This window comes from Pseudomonas sp. DNDY-54, assembly GCF_019880365.1.
In the GTDB taxonomy this organism is placed as follows: Bacteria; Pseudomonadota; Gammaproteobacteria; order Pseudomonadales; family Pseudomonadaceae; genus Stutzerimonas; species Stutzerimonas stutzeri_P.
Map to the genome: position 1 here is coordinate 2,225,689 of NZ_CP082271.1, position 23,788 is coordinate 2,249,476.

Sequence of the window (23,788 nt, forward strand, 5' to 3'; positions counted from 1 at the left end):
TGCCCTCTTCCGAGGCGAATCGAGAACCGGTGATTCATTGCGGCTGGTCAGGATCACTCCGAGTAACCCCTTCGTCGACCGCTGCAAACCTGGCCACCTCTGATGCCGATGCTCTCGGGATCTGCGGCTCATCATCCCAGCGTCTCAGGCTAGCGCCTCCCCCTCCTTATTACCGATTATCCAGCTCGCGAATCAGAACGAAGGCCCTTGATGGCCTTTCAAACCAGCCGTTTACGCCGATCAACATTCATACAAAAAGATAGGAGCTACACAGCAGATGCTAGACACAAAGATGGCGACTCCGTCAGTTACGGACATGCAGGTCATTCCTGTGGCTGGTTACGACAGCATGCTGCTCAATCTGTGTGGCGCCCATGCTCCGTACTTCACGCGGAACCTGGTCATTCTCAAAGACAGCGCCGGCCATACGGGCATGGGTGAGGTTCCGGGCGGAGAAGGCATCCGCCAGGCGCTCGAGCGCACCAAAGCGCTGGTCGTTGGCCAACCGATTGGTCGCTATAACCGAGTTTTGAACGCACTGCGCCATGCCATTGCCGGCGGTGGGGATCGCGGCCCCCAGACCACTCAGCACCAGGTCACATCCGCGGCTGAGGCTGCGGTTCTCAAGCAGCCCCACGAGATCAACCTGCGACTGGACAACGTCATCACTGCCGTTGAAGCCGCCCTCCTCGACCTGCTGGGCCAGCATCTTGAGGTGCCAGTGGCAGAGCTGCTCGGTAGCGGTCAACAACGCGACCGCGTGCCCATGCTCGCTTACCTCTTTTATATAGGTGATCGCGCCCGTACCGATCTGCCGTACCTGGCCGGTACCGGCTCGGCTGATGACTGGTATCAAATCCGCCATCAGGAGGCGGTCACCCCCGAATCCATCGTCCGCCTGGCGGAAGCCGCTTCGGCCCGCTACGGCTTCAAGGATTTCAAGCTCAAAGGCGGCGTGATGAGTGGCAGAGATGAGATGCAGGCCATCGCTGGCATCAAGGCGCGCTTCCCTGATTCCCGCGTCACCCTTGACCCCAACGGCGCGTGGTCGCTCGCCGAAGCCATCGATTTGTGCAAGGGCCAAGGCCATATCCTTTCTTATGCCGAAGATCCCTGCGGCCCGGAGAACGGTTATTCGGGCCGCGAAATCATGGCTGAATTCAAGCGCGCGACTGGCATTCCCACCGCCACCAATATGGTCGCGACTGATTGGCGGCAGATGGGCCACTCGTTGCGCCTCGAGGCGGTGGACATCCCGTTGGCCGATCCGCATTTCTGGACCATGCAGGGGTCGGTCAGGCTGGCACAGATGTGCGAGCAGTTCGGCCTGACCTGGGGCTCGCATTCAAACAATCACTTTGACGTGTCGCTTGCCATGTTCACTCATGCCGCAGCGGCGGCGCCTGGAAAGATCACGGCAATCGATACCCACTGGATCTGGCAGGAAGGCCAAGAGCGGCTGACCCGCGAACCGCTGCAAATTGTTGGCGGTGAGGTGCAGGTTCCCGACAAGCCCGGGCTCGGAATCGAACCAGACATGGACCGAATCCTGTCCGCCAATGAGCTCTACAAGAAAGTCGCCACCGGCGCCCGTGACGATGCCATGGCCATGCAGTATCTGGTGCCTGGCTGGAAGTACGACCCCAAGCAACCGAGCCTGGGGCAATAACAAAAGCCAGCAAGCGGCGCGGCGAGCGTGTATCCACGTACCCGCCGCGGCCTTGCAGCCTTCTTCAGAAAGCAGGCGCTAGCACGTACAGGCGCGTCTCTTGAGGCTGCCGTCTCGGCGGCGCTGCTGCTGGGATCGCCAGGCTGATTCCCTTCTCTCGCATTTAGTTGCAAAACTGCCCACCGTCGTCATACAACCTATCGAGAAACCTGCTCTCCTTCATGAGGTATTTCCTGAGCTCGCAGCCCTCGACTTTAGTGGTATGGGAAAGCAGTAACCAGGCAGCTAGCGTTGTGCCAGGCATCGTTCGCACTTGTTCGCAGAGCCGCTAAAGGCGGCTGTTGCGGATCGTACCGCTAGTAATAACGAGGGTTCCATTGGTCGCGGCTACATCCGGCGGAAGATTTACACGGCAGGTTGACAAAATCGCAGGGCGGCGCAAATAATCGAACCAAGTCATCTGACAACCGATGACATCAAAAAACAAAAAGCTACGGGCAGACTGATCATGACAAGCACGACGACCACGCCGACACCCTTCAACCGCCTCCTGCTGACAGGCGCGGCAGGAGGATTAGGCAAGGTGTTACGCGAAACGCTTCGCCCATACGCCAGCATCATCCGCCTTTCTGACATCGCCTCGATGGATCCCGCCGGCCCGAACGAAGAAGTGATGCCCTGCGACCTCTCTGACAAAGCCGCCGTGCATGCCTTGTGCGAAGGCGTCGATGCGATCGCGCATTTTGGTGGCGTTTCAGTGGAGCGCCCGTTCGAGGAAATCCTCGAAGCCAACATCAAGGGCGTGTTTCACATCTATGAAGCCGCTCGGAAACACGGCATCAAGCGCATCATCTTCGCCAGCTCCAATCATGTTATCGGCTTCTACAAGCAGACCGAAACAATTGATGCGGGCGTCGCTCGTCGTCCTGACAGCTATTACGGGCTGTCCAAGTCATACGGCGAAGACATGGCCAGCTTCTATTTCGATCGTTACGGCATCGAGACCGTGAGCATCCGTATCGGCTCGTCCTTCCCCGAACCGCTCAACCGCCGAATGATGGCGACCTATCTCAGCTATCGCGATCTGACCACGCTCATCGAGCGCTCGCTCTTCACTCCGAATGTCGGGCATACCGTCGTATACGGCGCATCCGCTAATCGTGACGCCTGGTGGGATAACCACATGGCCGCGCACCTTGGGTTCGAGCCGCAGGACAGTTCCGAAGTGTTCCGCGAGAAGATTGAACAGCAACCACCCTACGAGCCAAACGATCCCGCGCTGATCTATCAGGGCGGTGCCTTCTGCGAAGCCGGTCCGTTCGACGATTGACCACGCCCGCCACGCCGCGAACAAAAAGAAGAGAATCGCCATGGCAAACAAAGCAGAACTGATAGTCGACGCGCGGAACGCAACCGGTGAAAGCCCGGTCTGGGTAGCCTCTGAGCAGGCGCTCTACTGGGTCGATATCCCTAACCGCCAGCTGCTTCGCTGGAAGGCCGCGGATGCCTCGGTCACTCGCTGGACGGGCGACCAGATGATCGCCTGCATCGCACGCCGCGAGGGCTCTCCCAATCGCTGGGTGGCAGGCATGGAAGACGGCGTCTTCGATGTTGTGCCACAGGATGACGGCACGCTTCAAACAACCCGACTCACTGGCGTCAAGCATGGCAACCCCAACATGCGTTTCAACGATGGTCGCTGCGATCGTCAAGGGCGTTTCTGGGCAGGCACCATGGCCCTGGACATGGCCGCCGGGATTCCGTCAGGAGCGCTGTATCGCTACGACGCCTCCTCCAGTAACGAAGCACTGGCGCCGCAATTGAACGACTTCATAGTGCCCAACGGCCTGGGTTTCAGCCCTGACGGACGCACCATGTACCTCTCGGACTCGCACCCCAGCGTGCAGCTGATCTGGGCATTCGATTACGACGTAGACAGCGGCACACCAAGCAATCGCCGCCTGTTCGTCGACATGAACCAGCATCCCGGCCGTCCCGATGGCGCCGCGGTTGACGTCGACGGCTGCTACTGGATCTGCGGCAACGACGCCGGGCTGATTCATCGATTCACGCCGGACGGCCGCCTGGACCGCTCGTTGGAAGTGCCTGTGAAGAAACCGGCCATGTGCGCCTTCGGTGGCGCCGGTCTAGACACCTTGTTCGTAACGTCCATCCGCCCAGGCGGCGACCTCTCCGACCAGCCGCTCGCTGGTGGCGTGTTCGCCCTGCAACCCGGCGTCGCCGGGCTGGAGGAAACGCGCTTCCGCTAACGCTTCACCAACAAGGACAGGCTCGCAGTTGCCCGGCCTTGACGTTCGCAACGCTGCAATCCAACAAAAACAAGATGGAGATCCACATGAACTTCAAACGCAAGTTGCTCATCGCTGCACTTCCCCTTGCCTTCTGCCTGCCGGGCCTCGCGCAAGCCGCTACAACGCTGAAAATGGCCGAGGTTCATCCTGCCGGGTATCCCACGGTCGTCGCCATGGAAAATCTCGGCAATAAACTCGATAAAGCAACCGATGGTGAACTGAAGTACCGGATGTTTTCCGGGGGCGTGCTGGGCTCGGAAAAAGAGGTCGTCGAACAGCTACAAATCGGTGCGGTACAAATGACACGTGTCAGCCTTGGCACGCTCGGCCCGGTGGTTTCGGACGTCAACGTCTTCAACATGCCGTTCGTGTTCCGTGACCATGAACACATGCGCAAGGTCATCGATGGTGAAATTGGCCAGGAGCTTCTCGATAAGATCACTGACTCCGAATTCGACATGGTCGGACTGGCGTGGATGGACGGCGGTGTGCGCAACCTCTATACCAAGGAGCCGGTACGCAGCATCGAAGACCTTAAGGGCATGAAGATCCGAGTGATCGGAAACCCGCTGTTTATCGATACGCTGAACGCCATGGGCGCTCAGGGTGTGGCAATGGACACCGGCGAAATCTTCAGCGCCCTGCAGACCGGCGTGATCGACGGTGCCGAGAACAACCCGCCGACCATGCTCGAGCACAACCATTTCCGCAATGCCAAGCACTACACCCTGACCGGTCACCTGATCCTTCCCGAGCCTATCGTCATGTCCAAGACGGCATGGAACAAGCTCACCCCGGAGCAACAGGAAATGGTGAAGACCTTCGCCAAAGAGGCGCAGCAGGAAGAGCGCAAGCTTTGGGATGAGAAATCAGCCAGCAGCGAAGAAAAGCTCAAAGCCGCCGGCGTGGAGTTCATCGAGGTCGACAAGAAGCCGTTCTACGATGCCACCGCCCCGGTGCGCGAGAAGTATGGCGCCGCTTACGCCGACCTGATCAAGCGTATCGAAGCCGTCCAGTAACAGGTCGTTCAAGAACTTCACGACGCTGGCGCGCAGCCGGCGTCGTGCTCGCGGTGAAGTCTCATGAAAAATTCCTTACTACGCCTCAATGACCTGATTTACCTGAGTTGCATCTGGGTTGCCGGTCTGTCGATCACGGCGATGGCCCTGATCATTCCATGGGGCATCTTCGCCCGCTATGTGTTGCGAAGTGGTGCCGGCTGGCCGGAACCGGTGGCAATACTGCTAATGGCCATTTTTACCTTTGTCGGCGCGGCAGCCAGCTATCGGGCGGGCGCGCATATGGCGGTCACGACCCTGACGGATCGCATGCCCGCTTCATGGCAGCGTTACGTTGACCTCCTAGTCCAGTTCCTGATGGCTCTGATCTGCCTGTTCATGCTGATTTGGGGGATCAAGCTTTGCATTGCTACTTGGAATCAATACATGAGCACCCTGCCAACGCTACGCGTGGGCATCGCTTACTCACCTATTGCCATCGGCGGCTTCCTGAGCCTGATCTTCATTGTTGAAAAGCTCTTGTTCGGCGATCAACGCCATCGCCGCTCGGTCAATTTCGAGCTCTTTGAAGACAGCAAGGAAACTCTCTAAATGGATTCGTTCATACTGATAGGCAGCTTCCTCGTTCTGATTTTGCTGCGCGTCCCCGTCGCTTATTCGCTGGGCCTGGCAGCGCTGGCAGGCGCTTGGTACATCGACATCCCCCTTCACGCGGTGATGATCCAGATTGCAGGCGGCATCAACAAATTCTCCTTGCTGGCCATTCCCTTCTTCGTGCTGGCGGGCGCCATCATGGCCGAAGGCGGTATGTCTCGCCGGCTGGTAGCGTTCGCCAGCGTGCTGGTCGGCTTCGTGCGAGGTGGACTGTCGCTAGTCAATATCATGGCCTCGACGTTCTTCGGTGCGATTTCCGGCTCGTCGCTGGCCGATACCGCCTCGGTCGGCTCCGTGCTGATTCCAGAAATGGAACGCAAGGGCTACCCGCGCGAGTTTTCCACCGCCGTGACCGTGAGCGGTTCGGTGCAGGCGTTGTTGACACCACCCAGCCACAACTCAGTGCTTTACTCGCTGGCGGCAGGTGGCACCGTTTCCATTGCATCATTGTTCATTGCCGGCATTGGACCTGGGCTGCTACTGAGCGCGGTGATGATGAGCATGTGCCTGTTGTTCGCCCGCAAGCGCAACTATCCGAAGGGTGAGGTTATCCCGCTGCGCCAGGCACTGAAGATTTGCGTCGACGCACTCTGGGGCCTGTTCACCATGGTGATCATCCTGGGCGGTATTCTCAGCGGCATCTTCACGGCAACCGAATCGGCTTCGATCGCCGTGGTCTGGGCGTTCTTCGTGACCATGTTTATTTACCGCGACTATAAATGGCGCGATCTGCCCAAGTTGCTGCACCGCACCGTGCGGACACTGTCGATCGTGATGATCCTGATCGCGTTCGCCGGCGCCTTCGGTTACATCATGACGCTGATGCAGATCCCATCGAAGATCACTGGGCTATTCCTGACCCTGTCGGACAATCGCTACGTGATTCTGATGTGCATCAACATCATGTTGTTGGCACTCGGCACGCTGATGGACATGGCGCCATTGATCCTTATCCTCACGCCGATTTTGCTGCCGGTGATTACGGATATCGGCGTCGACCCGGTGCATTTCGGCATGATCATGCTGGTTAACCTGGGAATCGGCCTGATTACACCACCGGTTGGCGCGGTGCTGTTCGTCGGTGCCGCCATTGGCAAGGTCACGATTGAAAACACGGTAAAGGCCTTGCTGCCCTTTTACTGCGCGCTGCTCGCGGTGCTGATGGCCGTGACCTACATCCCTGCCATTTCCCTATGGTTGCCGAGCATGGTGCTGTAACGCACTATCACCCAGCCCTTTCTGGGTCGGGTCTTTTTTCATTTTCTCATTGCGCCAGCCCGCAGGCTGGCGTTGATTTTTTTCGGAACAGAACTAACGCCATGTCCACTACCAGCTCCGACTCACCTGCCCTGTTCCCGCGTCATATCGCGGTGCTGATACTTGTCTGCCTCGGCTGTGCCTTTGCCGGCAACCATGTGGCTGCTCGCGTCGCCTTCGATGACGGCGCGGGCGTGCTCCTGGCTATCCTGTTGCGCTCTGGCGGCACGCTGATCGTGCTGGCGGGGCTGGTGTTCTGGCAAAGACAGAGTATTCGTTTGGCGCCTGGCGCCTGGCGCTGGCAGCTGTTGTTGGGCCTGTTGATCGCGGCGCAAAGTATTTGTTTGTATTCCGCCGTGGCCCGGATCCCGGTCGCGCTCGCGCTGCTGGTCGCAAACGTCTTCCCTATCCTTCTGGCGCTGCTGACCTGGGCGCTGGGTGGCGCACGACCCACTGCCCGCACCGCAATGCTGATGGGCCTGATACTGGTTGGGCTGTTCTTTGTATTGGAAGTCCCGGAACGTCTTTCGTCCAGTGAGGACGTCGGGCCGGAATGGGTGATCGGCGTAGCGCTTGCGTTCTGCGCCGCCAGCGTTTTCGCAACGGCATTGTGGATTACCGACCATAAGCTCTCACAGGTGCGCGGGTCGGTGCGCAGCATGCTGACCATGCTGGTGGTGTTCAGCAGTGCCAACCTTGCGGGCGTTAGCGGGCTCCTGCCCGGCGGGCTCTCATTGCCGCAGAGCGACACGGGATGGATCGCACTGGCCGTTTTGGTGGCGCTTTACGGCATCGGATTTATCACACTGTTTGTTTCAGTGCCGCGCCTGAACATGCCTCGCAATGCGCCGGTGATGAATATCGAACCTTTGGCCACCTTGATAATGGGCTGGTTGGTGCTCGACCAGATGCTTGCAGCCGGTCAGATAATGGGCGGGGTGATCGTCATCTTCGGCATCGTCATGCTGACGTACCGTAAAACTGAAGAACCAGCAGTCTCGACAGGCGGTGCAAAAAAAGCCGCGCGTTAGTGGGGTTCAGTTGATCGCAAGCCGCGTCGGGTGACGCGGTTTCATGTCGCGGCGCTGGTCTGGAAGGGGCGAACCATCGGAGCTCGAAGCAGGTTGACGAAAGAACCCGCTCCGCCTGGGGAAATCTTCCTATTGAGCGTCTGCGCCGCCGGGCGCTCTAGCTGTAGCGCCAGTTAGCTGGTCTTATCCGTCTCAGCTTCCTCATGCGCCTGGCGCAACCGCTCGCGGCTGTTAGTCAGGTGCAAACGCATCGCCGCCCGCGCCGATTCTGCATCCTGCCGGGCAATGGCATCGTAGATCTGCTCGTGTTCGCGACCCAGGCGTTGCTGATAATGAGGCTGATCATCATGAGCCAGACGTGCCGAATTGAGCCGGCTACGCGGGATGATTGCCGTGCCCAGGTGATTCATGATGTCGGTGAAATATCGATTGCCCGTTGCCTCAGCAATCTGCAGGTGAAACTGAAAATCGGACACGGCCGCTTCGCTGGACAGCGCAGCACTCTGCTGCAGCGAATCCAGAAACGCACGCATGGCCGCTAACTGCTCCGGTGTCCGGCGGATCGATGCCAAACCAGCCGATTCGACCTCAAGACTGATGCGCAACTCGAGAATGGACAACACGTCACGCAGCGTGCCAATGGTCGCCGGATCGATGCGCAAACCGGTTGTGCTCGGCGTATCGAGCACGAAGGTGCCGATGCCATGGCGCGTCTCTACCAGGCCAGATGCCTGCAGCCTCGAAATCGCCTCTCTGACGACCGTACGGCTCACACCCTGGGCCTGCATGATCGCCGACTCGGTTGGCAGCTTGTCGCCACGCTTGATGTGGCCATCACGTATTTGCTGCGACAGCTCCGTTACCAGCTCCTGCGCGAGACTCCGGTGCTTTCTGCGGACGCGTGGCTGGGCGCTCTGGTTTTCCATAGATACATCGATCTCATTGAAGCGAAGTAACCCGTATCATAGCCGAGTAGTTGTACGATAACTATCCGACCACCGTATATTGACTAGCCGACCTTATGTCCGAAAACGCTGCTGAATTTCGGTGGGTTCTATACTGCATTGGACCTAGCCATTCATCAGGAGACTGACATCATGCGCCGCACAATGCTATTTCTCGCTGCAGCTGTTGTAAGCACCCCCCTCTGGGCCATGCACTGCCCAATGGACATGGCCAAGATCGATGAGCAGCTGGAGTCTAATCCGCCAGCCGATCCGGCGATTCTGACCCGGGTCAAATCACTACGTGAGGAAGGCGAGAAGCTACACAACGCGGGCGATCATGAAGGCTCGCTCAAGGTTCTCGGCGAAGCTCAGGAGTTGTTGGATAGCTGAGCCAGCGTCTCCCCCGGCAGCGTCTTGATCAACGAGCGCTGTCGGCGACTTCTGAACACCTGATCCGCAGTTCCTTTCGCTCGAAATTTTCCTCACTGCTCAATGTCTCGAACCCGTCCGGACAGACAGACGCTGCCCGTGCTTCGCATTCCGATTGTCCTGCGGCCTTGGCGCAGGCAAAGACGTACTCATCTTCACCCTCCGGTGGCGGAACGGATTCGAAGCTTGAGCAACCGCCAATGAGTCCGGTAGCGATGACCAGCAGAACCGGCTTGAAATCAATCTGCATATAAACGCCTCGGAGTTTGTAGGCTATGGCTGACGCTTTCTGGTGGGTTTCGTCCATTCCTACGGACCCGCGATCTGAATATGATTCTCTCCAGTAGCGCAGGACGCGCAACGAGACAGGATGCTCGAATGGACCAGCCGGCAGACGTCGGCATCAGGGACTACGGAACGACAGACACAACGCCTATAGCCCCGCCTCGTGCGGGGCTTTTTAATGGCCGGCTGTCAGCGTGGATTGGGCGCGTCATCGAGCTCGGCATTGTCGACATCGATATCGGGCACATCTTCATCAAGCGCTGCATCATCATCGGAATCCAGCGGCACCTCACCATCGTTGCGAGGCAATTCGTCGACGCCCGCCTCATCGCCAGGATTCACGTCGGTGCGCTCCGTACCCAGCGGCGGCGGCGATCCAGGGACGAGGATTCCATCATCGTTCGCATCAGCGCCGCTACTCAGATTTTGCTGATCGCTCGACAGTCCATCATTTCGGTGCAGGGTAGTCATAACCGCCTCCGCTCGTTGGTCTTGTATATGAGAGGCTGAGTCCGCTTCGACGTTCAGAGCAAAAGCAGCCACTAGTCCTGAACCGAATCACGATGGAGTGTCAGCAAATAAATCGCGCCGGTACGCCAAAGCAACCACGCTCAGAGTTGCACCCTGCCCAGCCGCTCGTTATAGTCCTGCGCCGCGACTACACGTCGCGCGATCATCCAGGCCCGGATGGCGAAATTGGTAGACGCAAGGGACTTAAAATCCCTCATCCGAAAGGGTATGCGGGTTCGATTCCCGCTCCGGGCACCAGTATCCAGCAAGCGCTGTCGCCATCCGTGCGGGCTAGACGCTTGCTTCATCTGATTGATCCTGACGATCATTTCTGCAGTGATCGCGCAACGGCAATCAGATCTCCGCGCATCGCACGAGCGCGAGCTGTTTGAACGACCCGCCTCGCTCATTGCAATCCTGTCTGCACTCCGAACGCCTGCTTACGCAACCTTCGCCGATGCCGGAAGCTTGACTGGGCGCTGCTCCCGAAAGGCGACCAGGAACGTCAGCAGCACGCCGAGCGCAAACACAGCTGGGAAGAGCCAGATGCTTTGCCAGTCATGTGCGTCGGCCGTTGCAAAGTGGTCGGTGACTTTACCGGCCACCCAGAACCCGATCAGCATGCCCACGCCATAGGTTGCCAAGGTGATGAGCCCCTGCGCGGAGCCTTTAAAGGTCTCGCCCGCCTTGGCGTCGGTATATATCTGCCCGGAGACGAAGAAGAAGTCATAGCAGATGCCATGCAGTGCGATACCCGCCACCAGCATGAACAGCAGATCACCATTATTGCCATAGGCGAACATGGCGTATCGAAGTGACCAGGCAAGCATGCCTATCAACAGCGTTTTCTTGATGCCGAAGCGCTGGATGAACAACGGCAGTAGCAGCATGAACAGCACTTCCGAGATCTGTCCTAGGGTCATTTTTCCAGTCGGGTTATCGACGCCGATTTCGGCGAGGAAGGGATTCGCGTTCTGATAGTAGAAGGCCAACGGAATACAGATCAGCACGGAGGCTAGAAAGAAGATCGCGAAGCTGCGGTCTTTCAACAGCTTGAGTGCATCGAGCCCGAGCATCTCTTTGATTCCGCCCTGGCCGCGCCTGGCCAGCGGCGGCGTGCTCGGCAGGCTGAAACTGTAGAAGCCAAGTAGCGCAGAGGCGATAGCGCACATCAGAAAGGTGTTTTTCAGTGCTCCAGCGGCGATGGCCTGCTGAGCATCCCAGCCGAACAGAAAGCTGATGACCAGCCCGGCAACAATCCAACCTACCGTGCCCCACACCCGAATCCTGGCGAACTCCTGTCCTGGGTCACGCATCTGCCGAAACGCTACAGCGTTCACCAGCGCCAGAGTCGGCATGTAGATGATCATGTAGCCCAGCACATAAGGATAAAAAGCGGCGAAATCACTCGCCCGGTAAAGCTGGAACAGCAGGACTGCCCCGACCAGATGGAGGATCGCCAGCAAGCGTTCAGCATTGAAGTAGCGGTCAGCCACCAGCCCAATCACAAACGGGGCCAGGATCGCGCCCCAGGACTGAGTGGAGAACGCCATCCCTATCTGACTGCCGTTTGCGCCCAGGTTATTGGCCAGAAAAGTGCCGAGGGTGACGAACCATCCGCCCCAGATGAAGAACTGCAAAAACATCATCAGGCTCAGCCGTACGTTGAGTGTGCTCATGATCTTGTCCTTATTTTATGCACGCGTTTTTGCCGGCAGGTGCTTATTCGAGCCCTAGCAGCCGGCGGTTTCTCGAGGCACTGCTACCAACCCCGGCGAAGTCGTCGAACGCTCGCGTCGCGCGAGTGATCAGATGCTGCTCGATGAAGCGAGCGCCCTCCTCTGCTCCTTGTGCGCCATCCTTCAGGCAGCACTCCCACTCCAGCACGGCCCAGCCGTCGTAGCCGTACTGGGTCAGCTTGCTGAAGATCTGTTTGAAATCGACTTGGCCGTCTCCCAGCGAACGAAAGCGGCCAGGACGCTCGATCCAGTCCTGGTAACCGCCATAAACGCCGGAGCGCGCATCTGCTCGGAACTCCGCATCCTTGACGTGAAACATCCCGATGCGCTCGTGATAACGGTCGATAAAGCCGAGGTAGTCGAGTTGCTGCAGCAAGAGATGACTGGGGTCGTAAAGGATCTTCGCTCTGGAATGCTGGCCTACAGCCTCGAGAAAGCGCTCGAACGAAGCCCCGTCATGAAGATCCTCACCTGGGTGAATCTCGAAGCAGAGGTCAACGCCTGCATCGTCGAACGCATCCAGAATCGGCCGCCACCGACGCGCAAGCTCCGCAAAGCCTTCTCCGATCAACCCTTTGGGTCGCTGGGGCCAGGGGTAGAGATACGGCCACAGCAGCGCGCCGGAAAAGGTTGCATGTGCAGTGAGCCCCAGCCGCTGGCTAGCCTTCGCTGCAAGACGTAATTGATCCATGGCCCATTCCGTCCGGGCCGCAGGCCTGCCACGCAGCTCTGCTGGCGCAAAATCATCGAACAAATCGTCGAAAGCCGGATGCACAGCCACCAGTTGGCCTTGCAGGTGCGTGGAGAGCTCGCTGATCTGCACGCCGGCGTCTGCGCAGATGCCGGCGAGCTCATCACAGTAGGTCTGGCTTTCGGCGGCTTGTTTCAAGTCCAGGCACTGCCCACCGAGCGTTGGAAGTTGCACGCCCCGATACCCGAGCGACGCGGCCCATCGGGCAAGGTTGGGCAACGTGTCGAAGGGAGGCTCGCCGCCGAGGAATTGCGCGAGAAATATGGCTGGGCCGCGCATGCCGCTAGATTGTGAGGATTGGCGCATATGAGCCCTACCGTTCGGGTGCGATGAAAGAGATCCACTTGCTGTCGCTGCGGTGGCTCGCAAGGACCGTTTCGATGAAAGACATGCCCCGAAGCCCGGCATCAATACCGGGAATAGTCGATGGATGCCCATCACGGATACTTGAAGCCAGATCGGTGTAGAGATTGGCCATTGCTTCGATGTAACCCTCTGGATGCCCTGCGGGCAGACGGATGCGCTTCAAGGCTGCTTTGCATAGCCAGGATTGATCAGTGCCAGCTCGCAGCGTCTGAATTGGCCCATCGACCCTGCGGTAATGCAGTGAGCCCGGATCCTGCTGCCGCCATTCGAGGCCGCCACGCTCGCCGTACAGGCGCAAGGTCAACGCGTTTTCTTCTCCACTGCAGATCTGGCTGGCAATCAACACGCCGCTTGCACCGGCATCGGTGCGAAACAGCACGGCGCCGTCGTCATCGAGCTGACGGCCCTCGACATGCACACCGAGGTCCGCGCACAGCTGGCTGATCCGTTGCCCACTGACGAACTCTGCAAGGTTGAACGCGTGCACGCCGATGTCACCCATGCAACCACTCGGCCCGGCCACTGATGGATCGCCACGCCAGGCAGCCTGCTTGTTGCCCTGCCCGGCCTGATCTTCGCTTAGCCAGCCTTGCGGATACTCGACGTAGATTTTCCGTAGTCGTCCGAGCGCACCCGTTGCCACCATGTGCTGCGCCTGCCAGACCATCGGATAACCCTGGTAGGTATGCGCCAGCCCGTACTGGCAAGCACTCCTGGCTAGGGACACAGCAAGGTCGTGGGTGTCGGCGAGCGACAGTGCGGCCGGCTTTTCCGAGAACACATGAAAGCCGGACTCAAGCGCAGCCTTGGCGATGGGCGCGTGGAGGTGATTCGGCGTAACGATGACGAGCAACTCCAGACGTTCATCGCAGGGCCGCGCAGCCTCGCCGGCCAGCAGTTGTTCCCAGGAGTCATAGCAGCGTTCCAGGTCGAGGTGCAGTGCAGAAGCTGTTCGCCTGTTGTTTTCCGGGTTGCGGCTGAATGCGCCACAAACGAGTTCGAAGCGTCCATCCAGGCGCATGGCCTGAAAATGCACCTGCCCGATGAACGCTCCTTCGCCGCCACCGACAAGGCCTGCCCGTACCCTCGCTTTTGTTGCCGCTCGCAAATCCATAACTACTCCTGAAAATCTATGTAACCGGTTACATCGATTCAACCTAGCAGTGCTTTCTGAGGTGTCAAGCCACGGGCAAGGCGTTAATAGACATCGACTACGCCAATGGTGAAGAAACCACATCAGTGAGCATGTGCCGTGGGATTGCTACCGCGCCCGCTTCGCTGGGTTAGGCTAGGCGGAATGAGCTGCGTGAATGATTTGAACCGAGGATCTATGTCAAACATACGCAAAGTGGCCGAGCTGGCAGGCGTGTCGGTGGCCACGGTATCGCGAACGTTGAAAATGCCGGAGCGCGTGTCCCCGCTGACACGGGATCGCGTGCTTGCCGCAGTCGAGCAGGCGGGCTACCGCCCCAACCTTATGGCGGTGCAGTTCCGCTCTCGCAAGACCCGGAATTTGGTGGTCTTGGTCCCGGTGATAGCCAATGTGTTCTTCGCTCGGGTAATCAGCGGTATCCAGGAAGCCGCGCAGGCATTCGACTATCGCGTGCTGTTATGCGACACGCTCGGGCGCGAAGAGGTGGAGATCGCCTACGCCGAGCTAGTGCGCGCCCATCAGGCTGACGGAGTGATTCAGCTACGCGCATTCAACCCGTTCAGCGATGCGGGACCTGATAGCTCTTGCATGCCGCCAATGGTCAACGCCTGCGAAGTTCTGGATGTCCCACCCTGCCCTACGGTGAGCCTCGATAATCGCGCAGCGGCTCGCGAGATGACCGAGCATCTGATTGCCTTGGAGCATCGTCGGATCGGGCTGATCAAAGGCCCCCAAGGCAGCCCGCTGACCCGGGAGCGCATCGCCGGTTACGAAGATGCGTTGAGAGCGGCTGGAATAGCCTCAGACCCGACGCTTCTCTGCCGGGGTAACTTCACCCTGCAGGCTGGTTACGATGCGGCCGGCCAGCTGCTTGATAGGCCTGATCGACCCACTGCAATTTTCTGTGAAAATGATGAAATGGCTATCGGCGCGATCAAGCGTATCCGCGAGACCGGCCTGCGTGTACCGCAGGACATATCCGTTGCCGGCTTCGACGACATCCCCTTTGCGGCATTTTGCGATCCACCGCTGACGACAATCGCCCAGCCGGCCGAAGCATTCGGGCGCCACGCAGTCGAGATGCTGGTAGCCCAGTTCGAGCGCCAGCCACTGGAGGCGACGCACCTGGTCCTGCCTCATCGGCTGGTCGTGCGAGGCAGCACGGCTGCCGTTGCGAAGTGAACCAGAGGCCGAACAGCGCTTAGGCAGGACCGCTCGACACTTAGACTTAGCGCCTACCCCGCAAGCCGACGATAAGCCAGAACACAAGACCCAGGATGGGAAACAAGGCAATACCCAAAGCCCACAGCGCTTTCGATCCGACGGTTCTATCGCTTTTGAACACGCTGATGATCGCCAGCAGATCCAGCGCAATAACTGCCACAGCGACCGCAATCGCCAGATAACTCATGACGTCCGACATTCAGTGCTCCTAAATGGAATCGACCCTATTGAGGCTGCGCGGCTCGTGAGTCAGTTCACTCTGGCGGGCGAACGGCGATTTCAACCGCAAGACACCGAACACATAGTTGATTGCTAAATTGCAGGCATAAAAAAACCGCAAGCTTGCGTTTGCGGTTTTCTTATTTAATGGAGGCCGATGTCGGAATCGAACCGGCGTACACGGATTTGCAATCCGCTGCATAACCACTCTGCCAACCGGCCTCAAACGAAGACGCCGCTTACCGCGGCGTCATCGTCAACAAACTGGAGCGGGAAACGAGACTCGAACTCGCGACCCCGACCTTGGCAAGGTCGTGCTCTACCAACTGAGCTATTCCCGCATCGTCTTGGTGACGGGCGCCATTTTATAGTTTCAGTACGCCCCGTCAAGCCCTTGATTAAAAAAGTTTTTATTTCTTTTCCGTAGGACTGAGGTGGGGCCAGGCGGCCATCAGGTAATTGACCATGGACCACAGCGTCAGCCCTGCTGCGACGATCAACAGGGCATAGCCAAGCCCGACCCAGACAGTCGCCAGCGGCGGATTGGCCAGCAATATGATAAGCGCCACCATCTGCGCCGCGGTTTTCCACTTACCCAGATTGGACACTGCCACCTGCGCGCGCGCGCCCAATTCCGCCATCCACTCGCGCAATGCGGACACCACGATTTCCCTGCCGATGATGATCGCAGCCGGTAACGTGAGCCACAGGTTTGAATGCTCTTCCACCAGTAGCACTAACGCCACCGCCACCATCAGCTTGTCCGCTACCGGATCGAGGAAAGCCCCGAAGGGCGTGCTTTGCTGCAGTTTGCGGGCAAGGTAGCCATCCAGCCAGTCGGTAAGCGCAGCGATGGCAAACACCGCGCTAGCGGCCAGATAGCTCCATTGGAAAGGAAGGTAGAACAACAGGATGATGATCGGTATCAGCAGTACACGCAGCACGGTGAGAATGTTTGGAATGTTCATCGATACCACTGATCCGCGAATTTAGAAGGTGATTCTACTCACTGTGCAGAGTGGCATAAATCGACTCGGCAAGCTTTTTACTGATGCCCGGCGCTTTAGCAATCTCATCGAGGCTGGCGCGGCACAGTTCTTGAAGACCACCAAAATGCTTGAGCAGTTCGCGGCGGCGCTTCGGTCCGATGCCGGGCACGCCTTCCAGCGACGAGGTCATTCGAGCTTTACCACGCCGCGCTCGGTGGCCTGTGATGGCGAAACGGTGAGCTTCGTCGCGGACCTGCTGTATCAGGTGGAGCGCAGGAGAATCACCCGGCAGCGTGAACTCATGGGCAGCATCATTGAGATAGAGCGTCTCCAGGCCCGGCTTGCGGGTAACGCCCTTGGCCACGCCCAGCAGTATCAAGTCCGGTACGGCAAGCTCTTGCAGTACCTCACGAGCCATATTCAGCTGCCCTTTGCCGCCATCCACCAGCAGGATGTCCGGCAGCTTGCCCTCCCCTTCGGCAGCTTTCTTGAAGCGACGCGAGAGTGCCTGGTGCATAGCGGCATAGTCATCACCCGCAGTGACACCTTCGATGTTGTAGCGCCGGTAATCGGACTTGAGCGGGCCTTCAGGGCCAAACACGACACAGGAGGCGACCGTAGCCTCGCCGCTGGAGTGGCTGATGTCGAAGCATTCGAGCCGTGTCGGTGACTCGTCGAGATCCAGTGCCTCGGCCAAGGCCTGGAAACGTGCCGCCAAATGCTGACGGCTCGCCAGACGCGCACCGAGTGCCTGTTCCGCATTGGTCAGCGCCAGTTGCTGCCAGCGCGCGCGGGTCCCGCGAACACGATGCGTGATGATCAGCTCGACGTCACGTAATTCGGCAACGGCGCTGATCAGTGTTTCGAAATCTTCGTGAACCGCATTGACGATGAGTTCAGCGGGAAGATCCCGCTCCATTGAGCTGAGGTAATACTGTTCGAGAAACGCCTGCAAGACATCGCTTACGCTCTCCTCAATGGCCACTTGCGGGAAGAAATTCTTACTGCCCAACACTCGCCCGGCGCGCACGCTGATCAGATGCACACAGGCGCCACCCGGGCTCACGACAGCCGCGACAATATCGATATTGCCGCTGCCGCCTTCCATGCTCTGCTGATCTTGCACTCGACGCAGTATGCCGATTTGATCGCGTATCTCCGCGGCGCGCTCGAAATCAAGCGCCATCGCAGCCTTCTCCATGTTCTTCGAGAGCTCTTCGGACAGCGCATTGCTGCGCCCCTCAAGAAACATCACCGAGTGGCGGACGTCTTCGGCGTATTCCTCGGGATCAACTAGGTTCACACATGGCGCCTTGCAGCGCTTGATCTGATATTGCAGGCACGGCCGGGTGCGGTTGCGGTAATAACTGTCTTCACACTGGCGGACAAAGAATGCCTTCTGTAGCAGGCTCAGGCTCTCGCGGATCGCCCCCGCGCTAGGGTACGGACCGAAATAGCGACCCGGTTCTTTCTTCGCGCCTCGGTGAATGCTGAGCCGGGGGAACTCCCCGCTCGAGAGGAATACGTAGGGGTACGACTTATCGTCGCGTAGCAGAATGTTATACGGCGGGCGCCACTGTTTGATCAGTGTCTGTTCAAGCAGCAGCGCCTCGGTTTCATTTGCCGTGATCGTGGTTTCGACCTGGGCGATCTTGGCCACAAGCGCGGCCGTCTTCGGTGCTTGCCCAGTCTTGCGAAAGTAACTTGCGAGCCGTTTTTTGAGGTTCTTGGCCTTGCCGACGTAGAGCAGTTTGGCCTCGGCATCGAACATCCGGTAGACGCCAGGGCGCCCGCTGCACGAAGCCAGGAATGCAGACGAATCGAAGCCACTCATCAGTTGATGGTATCAACCATGCCGTGACGGACGGCAAGCAATGCCAGCTCGACGTCACTGCTGACTGAGAGCTTCTCGTATATGCGGTAGCGATAGGTGTTTACCGTCTTCGGCGACAGGCAAAGCTTGTCAGAGATGGTCTGGACCTTCTGACAGTTCGCGATCATCAAGGCGATCTGTATTTCGCGCTCGGACAGCAGATCAAACGGAGACCCATTGAGCTTCGGCTGGAACGATTTGAGCGCCAGTTGCTGAGCGATCTGAGGGCTGATGTAACGCTGACCCGCAAAGACCATGCGAATCGCTTGAATCATTTCTTCGAGGGCCGCGCCCTTGGTCAGGTATCCCGCTGCCCCAGCCTGCAAGAGGCGGGTCGGGAACGGGTCTTCCTCACAGATTGTGACGGCAATGACCTTGATATCCGGGTGGCTGCGCAAGAGCTTCCGGGTGGCTTCAAGGCCACCGATCCCCGGCATTTTGACGTCCATTAGCACAACGTCAGGCTTCAGCTCGCGCGACTTCTTGATCGCGGCTTCGCCGGATTCCGCCTGGCCGATCACCTGGAGGCCATCGATGTCGGCGAGCATTCGGGAAATGCCTGTGCGAACTAGATCGTGGTCATCAACTACCAGCACCCTAATCAAGCAGACACCTCTTTCGTACAATTCAAAGCTGGCTGGCTGCTCGCTTCATAAGCGGCGAACTCTACCAAAATTCTTGCCGGCATACCCAGACCATACATCGCACGATGGCCAGATGACAGCATACGACAACCCCATATTCCGCCTCTGCGGGAACGCAAAGGCAGCCATATCAGTCCGACTCTTTACTAACCATAGCCCCTAGCCGCCGGTATCGCTTTTGTTTGCAAGCCTCGTCGCAGCCCTTACGTTAGCTGCAGTCCACCTCTTCGCAGGGCGGCTGCGCAAACTGAATCGCCTGCCTCGCAGTCGCTGGCTTTCGATGGCTGGCGGCGTCTCAGTGGCCTACGTATTCGTCCATTTGCTGCCGGAACTGGCCCGTGGGCAGGAGGTGATGGACGGCAGTGAAATTCCTGTCCTCAGCTATCTGGAACACCACGCGTATCTGCTCGCGCTGCTGGGCCTTGCTGCGTTTTATGGGCTGGAACGGCTGATCAAAAAACACCGACGCGAACTCCCGGAGCACGCCGAGTCCCATGCGGGTGTGTTCTGGCTACACATTGCCGCGTTCGCGATCTATAACGGCCTGATCGGCTATCTGCTGATGCACGGTGAGAACGACAATCTCACTTCATTGATCCTTTATTGCGTGGCGATGGCGCTGCATTTTCTGGTCAATGACTTTGCTCTTCAAAGCGATCATAAGGATCTGTTTCGACATCGCGGTCGTTGGCTGCTCGCCCTGATGCCCTTGGCGGGCTGGGGCTTAGGTGCCATTACTGAAGTGTCCGAGCTCGCCGTGTCGGCATTAACAGCATTCGTTGGCGGCTCGATCATCCTGAACGTGCTCAAAGAGGAGCTTCCGGAGGAACGTAAAAGCCGGTTCGGTGCGTTCCTGCTCGGCGCGATTGGCTATTCGATTCTGCTGCTCAGTTTTCAGGGCGGTTAGGCCAGAGTCACACCCGTGGCAGAGCTCCGTCGTACCACCCACGGCTACGGTTGATCGTGCGAACCAGCCAGAGCATGACCGGCACCTCGATCAAGACTCCGACGACCGTCGCAAGCGCCGCGCCGGAGTTGAAACCGTACAGCACTATCGCGACCGCCACTGCTAGCTCAAAGAAATTCGAAGCACCGATCATGGCCGACGGGCCGGCGACGTCATGGCGCACGTGCCACTTGCGATTCAACCAGTAACCAAGGCCGGCGATGAACAACGTCTGCAGCAGTATCGGTACCGCCAGCATGGCAATGATCAGCGGCTGCTGGACGATGGCCTCGCCCTGAAACGAAAACAGTAGAACCAGCGTTGCCAGCAGCGCCACGATGGAAAACGGAGCGCTTCGGCTGAGTGCTGCCTGGAAAGCCGCCGCGCCATCGCGCATAAGCCTGGCGCGGATGAATTGAGCGATGGCGAGCGGTATGACGATGTACATCAGCACCGACAGCAGCAGCGTGTCCCACGGCACCGGGATGGACGAGACGCCGAGCAACAACGCGACGATCGGAGCGAAGGCGAACACCATGACGACGTCATTCAGCGCTACCTGCGTGAGGGTAAAGTTCGCGTTGCCGTTGCAGAGGTTGCTCCACACAAAGACCATTGCGGTGCATGGCGCTGCACCGAGAAGAATCAGTCCCGCCATGTAGCTGTCCAGCTCCGTTGCGGGTAGCCACGGGGCGAACACATGCTTGATGAAGAACCAGCCAAGCAGCGCCATGGTGAAGGGTTTCACCGCCCAGTTAACGAACAGCGTGATGCCCATACTCGCTCTCTGGGCATACACCTCTCGCAGCGAAGAAAAGTCGATCTTCATCAGCATCGGGATAATCATTACCCAGATCAGCAATCCGACCGGGATGTTCACGTGTGCGACTTCCAGCGCGCCCACGGCGTGAGCGGCCGCGGGTGCATAGAGCCCAATCAGCGTTCCGGCGGCGATGCATAGAAACACCCAAAGCGTCAGATAGCGCTCGAAGAAACCGAGGGGTGCGCCTGCGGCTTTCTTGCCGGCGACTTCACATTGACTAGACATTCCAGAACCCTATCCTGAGCGAGGCACGACGTGCACATACGCTAATTCATATGCGCTGAAGCGTAAAGCAGCGTTCAAGTGGGGCGCGGTCATTCATCAGAATGAAATGAATTTCCAGAATGATGCTTTACCGGATATGCGCCAAACAATATATTCGGGAAAGCATATCTACCGATGGACCAAACTCGATGATCACGCACCTGACGCCTACCACCGTCTTCAAATGCCTGGCAGACGAGACCCGTGCACGCGTGACGCTCCTCATTGCTCGCGAAGGTGAACTCTGTGTCTGCGAGCTGACCTGCGCTCTGGATGAGATCCAGCCCAAAGTGTCCCGGCATCTGGCGCAACTTCGCAGTTGCGGGCTGTTGGCGGACCGGCGCCAGGGACAGTGGGTCTACTACCGCCTCCACCCGCACCTACCCGATTGGGTGCATCAAATTTTGCAAACCATTCTCGACGCCAACAAACACTGGCTGGCGTGCAACAGCCAGCGGCTGGATGCCATGCGCAACCGGCCAGAACGCAGCGCTGTATGCGGCTGAATGACTAAGGATCTTTCATGACCAATCGTGATTTACCTCTGACCGACGTGCCAAACGTCGAAGACGATTTGTTCGCCCTGCCCGACCTGGAGCGACTTGGCAATCCAGTTGAGTTGTCTCACCCCCCGCGGATTCTGCTGCTCTTCGGCTCAAACCGAGAGCAATCGTTCAGCCGCCTGATGGTCGAGGAAGCGTCACGCCTGCTACAGCGACTAGGCGCCGAGACGCGTATTTTCTATCCGTCCGGCCTGCCGCTGCCGGATGACGCGCCGGATACTCATCCGAAGGTCAAAGAGCTGCGTGAGCTGATGACCTGGTCCGAGGGGCAGGTCTGGTGCTCTCCGGAGCGGCACGGCTCCATGAGTGCGGTGTTCAAGGCGCAGATCGACTGGGTCCCCCTCGCGCTCGGGGCCGTTCGTCCGACACAAGGCAAGACGCTGGCCGTGATGCAGGTTTGTGGCGGCTCGCAGTCGTTCAACGTGGTTAACCAGCTGCGCGTGCTGGGACGCTGGATGCGCATGTTCACCATCCCCAACCAGTCCTCGGTGCCCAAGGCTTTCCTCGAGTTCGACGGCGACGGCAGGATGAAACCCTCCGCGTTCTACGACCGACTGGTTGATGTCATGGAAGAGCTGATGAAATTCACGCTGCTGTTGCGTGGCCGTCAGGACTACCTCGTCGACCGCTACTCAGAGCGAAAGGAAAGCGCCGAGGCATTGTCGCGACGGGTCAACCAGCGCTCCATCTAATCAACCTGGCAACCACGACCTCACTCGACCGGCGAACCCGCCTACAGGAAGCACTGTGATCAAGACGTTCGCCCTTTTCGCTCTGACCGCCGTCGCGGAAATCGTCGGTTGCTATCTACCTTACCTGTGGCTTCGCCAGGGCAAGAGCATCTGGCTGCTGGTGCCGGCCGCACTGTCACTGGGGTTGTTTGCCTGGCTACTGTCGCTTCACCCGACCGCTGCCGGGCGCGTTTACGCCGCCTATGGCGGCGTTTACATCGGCACCGCAATTCTTTGGTTGTGGCTGGTGGACAAGATTCGGCCAACCGGCTGGGACCTACTAGGTTCGGCGGTCGCACTGCTCGGCATGGCCATCATCATGTTCGCGCCGCGTCACGGCTGACACATCTCTTTCAAGGAGCGCTTCATGACTATCAAAGTAGGCATCAACGGTTTCGGACGCATCGGGCGTCTGGCGCTTCGCGCCGCCTGGAGCTGGCCCGAGCTGGAATTCGTTCGGATCAACGATCCGGCCGGCGACGCGGCCACCCATGCGCACCTGCTGAACTTCGATTCAGTCCACGGCCGCTGGCAGCACGAAGCGGGCAGCGACGGCGATTGCGTCGTGATCGATGGCAAGCGGGTCCAGGTCACCGCGAACAAGGCCATTGCGGATACCAACTGGTCCGACTGCGATCTGGTGATCGAAGCCAGCGGCAAGATGAAGACGGTTGCGGTGCTGCAAGGCTATCTGGACCAAGGCGTAAAACGGATCGTGGTCAGCGCGCCGGTCAAGGAAGCGGGAGCGCTCAACATTGTCATGGGCGTTAATGATCAGCTATTCGATCCGGCGCAGCATCGCATCGTCACTGCAGCCTCGTGCACGACAAACTGCCTTGCACCGGTGGTCAAGGTTATTCACGAACACTTAGGCATCCGCCATGGTTCGATCACCACCATCCACGACCTGACCAACACCCAAAGCATCCTCGATCAACCCCACAAGGACCTGCGGCGGGCTCGCGCCTCGGGGATGAGCCTGATCCCGACCACGACGGGTTCGGCAACTGCCATCGCGGAGATCTTTCCCGAACTGCGCGGCAAGCTCAATGGCCATGCCGTGCGCGTGCCGCTGGCAAACGCGTCGCTCACTGACTGCGTGTTCGAGGTGGAACGGGAGACGAGCGTCGAGGAGGTCAATCGGCTCTTGCAGGCTGCTGCAAACGAAGGCCCGCTCAAGGGGATCCTGGGTTACGAGGAGCGTCCGCTGGTTTCCATCGACTACCGCACCGACCCGCGCTCTTCGATCATCGATGCGCTATCAACGATGGTCGTCAACGGTACTCAAGTGAAGCTCTATGCCTGGTACGACAATGAGTGGGGCTATGCCAATCGCACCGTGGAGCTGGCACGCATGGTCGGCCTGGCCGAGTAATTTCGGCTATCCGCT

Annotated in this window: 25 protein-coding genes and 3 tRNA genes; 15 read left to right on the forward strand and 13 right to left on the reverse strand. The window is 58.8% G+C overall.

What is annotated here, in order from left to right; genetic code table 11:
• The first annotated feature begins 277 nt into the window (after positions 1–277).
• The 7 genes from K4O48_RS10325 to K4O48_RS10355 all read left to right on the forward strand — a co-directional run bounded on the left by K4O48_RS10325 (position 278) and on the right by K4O48_RS10355 (position 7,942).
• A complete protein-coding gene (locus K4O48_RS10325; RefSeq protein ID WP_222908148.1) occupies positions 278–1,669 on the forward strand; it encodes an enolase C-terminal domain-like protein in 1,392 nt (463 codons plus the stop codon).
• A 508-nt stretch (positions 1,670–2,177) separates the two neighbouring features.
• The gene (locus tag K4O48_RS10330) at positions 2,178–2,999 is read left to right on the forward strand and encodes an NAD-dependent epimerase/dehydratase family protein (RefSeq protein ID WP_222908149.1); all 822 of its coding nucleotides are present in this window, start codon (positions 2,178–2,180) and stop codon (positions 2,997–2,999) included.
• Positions 3,000–3,039: 40 nt separating this feature from the next.
• Entirely contained in the window at positions 3,040–3,939 is a 900-nt protein-coding gene (locus K4O48_RS10335; protein WP_222908150.1) for an SMP-30/gluconolactonase/LRE family protein, read from the forward strand.
• Between the two features lie 86 nt (positions 3,940–4,025).
• Positions 4,026–5,000, forward strand: coding sequence for a TRAP transporter substrate-binding protein (locus K4O48_RS10340; protein ID WP_222908151.1), 975 nt, complete (start codon positions 4,026–4,028; stop codon positions 4,998–5,000).
• A gap of 63 nt (positions 5,001–5,063) precedes the next feature.
• A complete protein-coding gene (locus K4O48_RS10345; RefSeq protein WP_222908152.1) occupies positions 5,064–5,591 on the forward strand; it encodes a TRAP transporter small permease in 528 nt (175 codons plus the stop codon).
• Positions 5,592–6,872, forward strand: a complete 1,281-nt coding sequence (locus tag K4O48_RS10350) for a TRAP transporter large permease (RefSeq protein ID WP_222908153.1) — start codon at positions 5,592–5,594, stop codon at positions 6,870–6,872.
• Positions 6,873–6,973: 101 nt separating this feature from the next.
• A complete protein-coding gene (locus K4O48_RS10355; RefSeq protein WP_222908154.1) occupies positions 6,974–7,942 on the forward strand; it encodes an EamA family transporter in 969 nt (322 codons plus the stop codon).
• Positions 7,943–8,115: 173 nt separating this feature from the next.
• On the opposite strand, the gene K4O48_RS10360 is transcribed toward K4O48_RS10355, so the two are convergent.
• On the reverse strand, positions 8,116–8,868 hold the full coding sequence (locus K4O48_RS10360; protein ID WP_222908155.1) for a FadR/GntR family transcriptional regulator: 753 nt from the start codon (positions 8,866–8,868) through the stop codon (positions 8,116–8,118).
• Positions 8,869–9,039: 171 nt separating this feature from the next.
• On the opposite strand from K4O48_RS10360, the gene K4O48_RS10365 reads away from it, so the two are divergent.
• Positions 9,040–9,279, forward strand: a complete 240-nt coding sequence (locus K4O48_RS10365; protein ID WP_222908156.1) for a hypothetical protein — start codon at positions 9,040–9,042, stop codon at positions 9,277–9,279.
• A gap of 28 nt (positions 9,280–9,307) precedes the next feature.
• On the opposite strand, the gene K4O48_RS10370 is transcribed toward K4O48_RS10365, so the two are convergent.
• Both K4O48_RS10370 and K4O48_RS10375 read right to left on the reverse strand, forming a co-directional pair.
• Complete coding sequence (locus tag K4O48_RS10370; RefSeq protein WP_222908157.1) at positions 9,308–9,568, reverse strand: hypothetical protein; 261 nt, start codon at positions 9,566–9,568, stop codon at positions 9,308–9,310.
• 224 nt (positions 9,569–9,792) lie between these two features.
• Positions 9,793–10,074 carry a hypothetical protein gene (locus tag K4O48_RS10375; RefSeq protein ID WP_260523606.1) on the reverse strand — a complete coding sequence of 94 codons (282 nt, stop codon included), beginning with the start codon at positions 10,072–10,074 and terminating at the stop codon, positions 9,793–9,795.
• Between the two features lie 210 nt (positions 10,075–10,284).
• Between K4O48_RS10375 and K4O48_RS10380 the strand changes: the two genes are divergently transcribed.
• A tRNA-Leu gene (locus tag K4O48_RS10380) sits at positions 10,285–10,371 on the forward strand.
• Between the two features lie 182 nt (positions 10,372–10,553).
• Here K4O48_RS10380 and K4O48_RS10385 read toward each other — a convergent pair.
• Genes K4O48_RS10385 through K4O48_RS10395 form a run of 3 tightly spaced genes read right to left on the reverse strand, consistent with a single transcriptional unit; the run spans position 10,554 to position 14,083 of the window.
• Positions 10,554–11,792: a nucleoside permease gene (locus tag K4O48_RS10385; protein WP_222908158.1), complete on the reverse strand. Its 1,239-nt coding sequence runs from the start codon at positions 11,790–11,792 to the stop codon at positions 10,554–10,556.
• 43 nt (positions 11,793–11,835) lie between these two features.
• Positions 11,836–12,882, reverse strand: a complete 1,047-nt coding sequence (locus K4O48_RS10390) for a sugar phosphate isomerase/epimerase family protein (RefSeq protein WP_222912063.1) — start codon at positions 12,880–12,882, stop codon at positions 11,836–11,838.
• 34 nt (positions 12,883–12,916) lie between these two features.
• The gene (locus K4O48_RS10395; protein WP_222908159.1) at positions 12,917–14,083 is read right to left on the reverse strand and encodes a Gfo/Idh/MocA family protein; all 1,167 of its coding nucleotides are present in this window, start codon (positions 14,081–14,083) and stop codon (positions 12,917–12,919) included.
• 216 nt (positions 14,084–14,299) lie between these two features.
• Between K4O48_RS10395 and K4O48_RS10400 the strand changes: the two genes are divergently transcribed.
• Positions 14,300–15,304 carry a LacI family DNA-binding transcriptional regulator gene (locus K4O48_RS10400; protein WP_222908160.1) on the forward strand — a complete coding sequence of 335 codons (1,005 nt, stop codon included), beginning with the start codon at positions 14,300–14,302 and terminating at the stop codon, positions 15,302–15,304.
• Between the two features lie 46 nt (positions 15,305–15,350).
• Here the strand turns inward: K4O48_RS10400 and K4O48_RS10405 are convergent, their stop codons facing one another.
• The 6 genes from K4O48_RS10405 to uvrY all read right to left on the reverse strand — a co-directional run bounded on the left by K4O48_RS10405 (position 15,351) and on the right by uvrY (position 19,032).
• Positions 15,351–15,545 carry a PLD nuclease N-terminal domain-containing protein gene (locus K4O48_RS10405; protein WP_222908161.1) on the reverse strand — a complete coding sequence of 65 codons (195 nt, stop codon included), beginning with the start codon at positions 15,543–15,545 and terminating at the stop codon, positions 15,351–15,353.
• Positions 15,546–15,713: 168 nt separating this feature from the next.
• Positions 15,714–15,787 (reverse strand) — tRNA-Cys (locus K4O48_RS10410).
• Positions 15,788–15,830: 43 nt separating this feature from the next.
• A tRNA-Gly gene (locus tag K4O48_RS10415) sits at positions 15,831–15,906 on the reverse strand.
• Between the two features lie 69 nt (positions 15,907–15,975).
• Entirely contained in the window at positions 15,976–16,533 is a 558-nt protein-coding gene (gene pgsA, locus K4O48_RS10420) for a CDP-diacylglycerol--glycerol-3-phosphate 3-phosphatidyltransferase (protein WP_222908162.1), read from the reverse strand.
• A gap of 34 nt (positions 16,534–16,567) precedes the next feature.
• Positions 16,568–18,388, reverse strand: coding sequence for an excinuclease ABC subunit UvrC (uvrC, locus tag K4O48_RS10425; RefSeq protein WP_409518897.1), 1,821 nt, complete (start codon positions 18,386–18,388; stop codon positions 16,568–16,570).
• Positions 18,388–19,032 (reverse strand): UvrY/SirA/GacA family response regulator transcription factor, encoded by a 645-nt coding sequence (uvrY, locus tag K4O48_RS10430; RefSeq protein ID WP_222908163.1) that lies wholly within the window; start codon positions 19,030–19,032, stop codon positions 18,388–18,390. Before uvrY ends, uvrC begins: the two co-directional genes overlap by 1 nt.
• A 358-nt stretch (positions 19,033–19,390) precedes the next feature.
• Here uvrY and K4O48_RS10435 point away from each other — a divergent pair, with 358 nt between their 5' ends.
• Positions 19,391–19,978 (forward strand): hypothetical protein, encoded by a 588-nt coding sequence (locus tag K4O48_RS10435; RefSeq protein WP_260523608.1) that lies wholly within the window; start codon positions 19,391–19,393, stop codon positions 19,976–19,978.
• Positions 19,979–19,985: 7 nt separating this feature from the next.
• Here K4O48_RS10435 and arsB read toward each other — a convergent pair whose 3' ends face one another.
• Complete coding sequence (gene arsB, locus K4O48_RS10440; protein WP_222908165.1) at positions 19,986–21,065, reverse strand: ACR3 family arsenite efflux transporter; 1,080 nt, start codon at positions 21,063–21,065, stop codon at positions 19,986–19,988.
• A gap of 188 nt (positions 21,066–21,253) precedes the next feature.
• Between arsB and K4O48_RS10445 the strand changes: the two genes are divergently transcribed.
• From K4O48_RS10445 to K4O48_RS10460, 4 genes are read left to right on the forward strand one after another with little or no spacing between them, the layout of a single operon-like run.
• Entirely contained in the window at positions 21,254–21,610 is a 357-nt protein-coding gene (locus K4O48_RS10445) for a metalloregulator ArsR/SmtB family transcription factor (protein ID WP_222908166.1), read from the forward strand.
• 17 nt (positions 21,611–21,627) lie between these two features.
• Positions 21,628–22,359: an arsenical resistance protein ArsH gene (gene arsH, locus K4O48_RS10450; protein WP_222908167.1), complete on the forward strand. Its 732-nt coding sequence runs from the start codon at positions 21,628–21,630 to the stop codon at positions 22,357–22,359.
• 55 nt (positions 22,360–22,414) lie between these two features.
• Entirely contained in the window at positions 22,415–22,741 is a 327-nt protein-coding gene (locus tag K4O48_RS10455; protein ID WP_222908168.1) for a YnfA family protein, read from the forward strand.
• Between the two features lie 24 nt (positions 22,742–22,765).
• The gene (locus K4O48_RS10460) at positions 22,766–23,773 is read left to right on the forward strand and encodes an ArsJ-associated glyceraldehyde-3-phosphate dehydrogenase (RefSeq protein WP_222908169.1); all 1,008 of its coding nucleotides are present in this window, start codon (positions 22,766–22,768) and stop codon (positions 23,771–23,773) included.
• The last annotated feature ends 15 nt before the right edge of the window (positions 23,774–23,788 follow it).